The organism is Paenibacillus sp. P3E (assembly GCF_001909045.1).
Lineage (GTDB): Bacteria > Bacillota > Bacilli > Paenibacillales > Paenibacillaceae > Paenibacillus_AQ > Paenibacillus_AQ helianthi.
The window spans coordinates 1-3346 of record NZ_LVWH01000069.1 but is presented as its reverse complement, the minus strand read 5'-3'; the positions used below and the strand labels follow the sequence as shown (position 1 = coordinate 3346).

Sequence of the window (3346 nt, the reverse complement as noted above, 5' to 3'; positions counted from 1 at the left end):
CTTTTATATATCTTGAAGTGTTGGCATTTTATAATATGAATATAATAATATAAGGAGATGTTAATGTGCGCAACAAATTTACCTATGAGCCCCCTGCAAATGGATACCCGGAATGGAATAACAACCCGGAGATTTTTCAGCTGAACCGCCTGGATGCGCATGCTTCCATGATCTCATATCCAAGTATCTCCGAGGCGCTCAAGGGTGAACGGGCAGCTTCACCTAATTATCACCTGCTGAACGGAAACTGGAAGTTTGCTTTTGCAGAGACACCTGAGAAGCGCATCAAAGACTTTTATTCAACAGATTATGACAGCAGCAGCTGGGCCGAAATTCCCGTCCCTTCCCATTGGCAGTTTCAGGGTTATGACTACCCTCAATATACGAATGTCCGTTATCCGTGGGTGGTATCCGAGCCGGATTTGAAGCCTCCTTTTGCCCCAACGAAGTACAATCCTGTAGGCTCCTACATCCGTACCTTTACAGTGCCGGAGGATTGGGCGGGCCAGCCGGTGTATATCAGCTTCCAGGGCGTTGAGTCTGCTTTTTATGTATGGGTGAATGGTGAGCTCGCAGGTTATGGGGAAGATACCTTTACACCTTCCGAATACGATATTACGGCCTACCTGCAAGAAGGGGAGAATACGCTGGCGGTTGAAGTCTACCGCTGGTGTGATGCCAGCTGGCTGGAGGATCAGGATTTCTGGCGGCTCAGCGGTATTTTCCGTGATGTCTATCTGTATACGGCCCCTCCTGTACACATTGCCGACTTCTTCGTGCACACCGACTTGGATGAGCAGTACACCAATGCGGAACTCAGCGTGGATGTGAAGGTGGAGAATTATTTTAATACGGAAGCAGGCACCTGTACGGTTGAAATCCAGCTGTATGACGGTGCTGGCAAGAACGTGTGGGCCGCTCCTGTATCTGCAGGCGTTTCCTTTGGCGATGGTGAATTGCAGCAGCTGAAGCTCGGGGCTGCAGTAGTCGGACCTGATAAATGGAGCGCTGAAAAGCCGAATCTATATACTCTTGTCCTTTCTTTAAAGAATGAACAGGGTGTATTGCAGGAAGCGGTCAGCACTAAGGTTGGCTTCCGCACCTTCGAAATTAAGGACGGCCTGATGAAGATTAACGGACAACGGATCGTCTTCAAGGGTACGAACCGCCATGAGTTCTCCTGTGAGACCGGACGCGCACTCGGCAAAGAAGATATGATTCGTGATATTGAGCTGATGAAGGCTCATAATATCAACGCCGTTCGAACCTCGCATTATCCGAATCAGTCGCTCTGGTATGAGCTGTGTGATGAATATGGACTCTACGTAATCGATGAGACAAACCTGGAGACGCACGGTTCCTGGCAATATGGTCAAAAAGAGCTGAATGACGGCAACGTTCCTGCCAGCAGACCCGAATGGCGTGCCAATGTACTTGACCGCTGCAATTCCATGATGCAAAGAGACAAGAACCATCCATCCGTGATCATCTGGTCGCTTGGCAATGAGTCCTTCGGAGGCGATAACTTTATCGCGATGCATGATTATCTGCGTGAAGCGGATCCGAGCCGGATCGTTCATTATGAAGGCATCTTCCATTACCGGCCGTCGGACGCGGCAAGCGATATTGAATCCACAATGTACATCAAGCCGCGGGAAGTTGTGGAATATGCGAAGAATGATCCGAAAAAGCCTTACATCCTCTGCGAATACAGCCATGCGATGGGCAACTCATGCGGAGGTCTGCATTTATACACAGAGCTGTTCGATCAATATGATATCATTCAGGGCGGATTCATCTGGGATTGGGTTGATCAGGCTATCCGCACGACTACAGCCGAAGGCACTTCCTATCTGGCCTATGGTGGAGATTTTGGAGAAACGCCTCATGACGGTAATTTCAGCGGCAATGGGCTGCTCTTCGCTGACCGTACCGTTACACCTAAACTGCTTGAGGTTAAGAAGTGCTATCAGAATTTGAAAATAACCGCTGCCGATCTGGCTCAAGGCCGTTTTGAAATCCGCAACAACTACCTGTTTACGAACATCGCTGAGTATGAGTTGAAATGGACAGTAGCCTTGGGTGGTGCAGTTGTTCAGGAAGGTGTAATGCAGGTCTCTGCTGAACCAGGGAGAACGGCTGAATGCACCATTCCTTACGACCAGAGCACATTTGTGAACGATCAAGAAGCAGTATTGACTCTGTCCTTCACGCAGCCTGCCGCTACAGCATGGTCTGAAGCAGGACATGAGGTTGCCTGGGAACAATTTATATTGTCGCCGCATGTCGAAGTAAGCCCCTCTGTGTATACTTCCACTGCTGGAAGTACCTTGCGCATCACGGAGCCGACGGATCAGCTTACCGTTCAGGGAGATAGCTTTGCTCTAGCCTTCAATACTACAACAGGTGACCTGTTCTCTTATACTTCTTCCGGCAAAGAACGCTTGCTTGCACCGGTAAGACCGAATTTCTGGAGAGCGGTGACGGACAACGATCTGGGTAACGGACTCGATAAACGCTGTGCGGTATGGAAGGATGTCTCTTATAACAGAACACTTACCGGCTTCTCTTATTCTGCAGATGATAGTCTTTGCACAGTGACAGTGAACTACCTGCTGGGTACTGAGCCCGCTTCCACCTTGCTGCTGCAATATAAGATTACACCGGACGGAACGGTGGATATTTCACAGGAGCTGAATCCAGGAAGCGATACATTGCCGGAAATCCCCGAATTCGGATTGCTCTTTGAACTGGACGGGGAGCTGGATACGATCTCCTGGTACGGCAAAGGCCCGCATGAGAACTATTGGGACCGTCAGACAGGTGCCAAGCTAGGACGTTACACAGGGAAGGTAAAAGATCAGTTCGTTAATTACCTCAAACCACAGGAGTGCGGCAACAAAACTGGAGTTCGCTTTGCTTCCCTTACTGAGAGTGCAACCGGCAACGGATTTCATGTGGAGAGCACCTTGCCGATGGAAATCAATGCGCTCCCTTGGACACCTGAAGAGCTGGAAGCCAGCGATCATACCTACAAATTGGCTCCTTCCACCAAAAGCGTACTGCGAGTCAATTACAAACAAATGGGTGTCGGCGGAGATGACAGCTGGGGTGCTCCAACGCACGATGAGTTCACCCTGCCGGCCAACCGTCCTTACAGCTTCCGCTTCACACTGTCTGTTCTTTAATCACTAAGAGATTCATGAAAATGAAAAAGGCGTGTTTCCCTTTATAATGAGGGGAAACGCGCCTTTTATCGGTTCTGTGGATTAACCTTTTGTGCAAATGCAGAGGTGCAATTTCACCACAAATAATAAATTTAATAAAACAGGTAATCCAATTACTG

Annotated in this window: 1 protein-coding gene; it reads left to right on the top strand. The window is 49.0% G+C overall.

Going from position 1 to position 3346, the window contains the following annotated elements; translation table 11 throughout:
* The first annotated feature begins 65 nt into the window (after window positions 1–65).
* Window positions 66–3188 (top strand): beta-galactosidase, LacZ type, encoded by a 3123-nt coding sequence (gene lacZ / locus A3842_RS07680; protein ID WP_074100974.1) that lies wholly within the window; start codon window positions 66–68, stop codon window positions 3186–3188.
* Window positions 3189–3346: the final 158 nt, after the last annotated feature.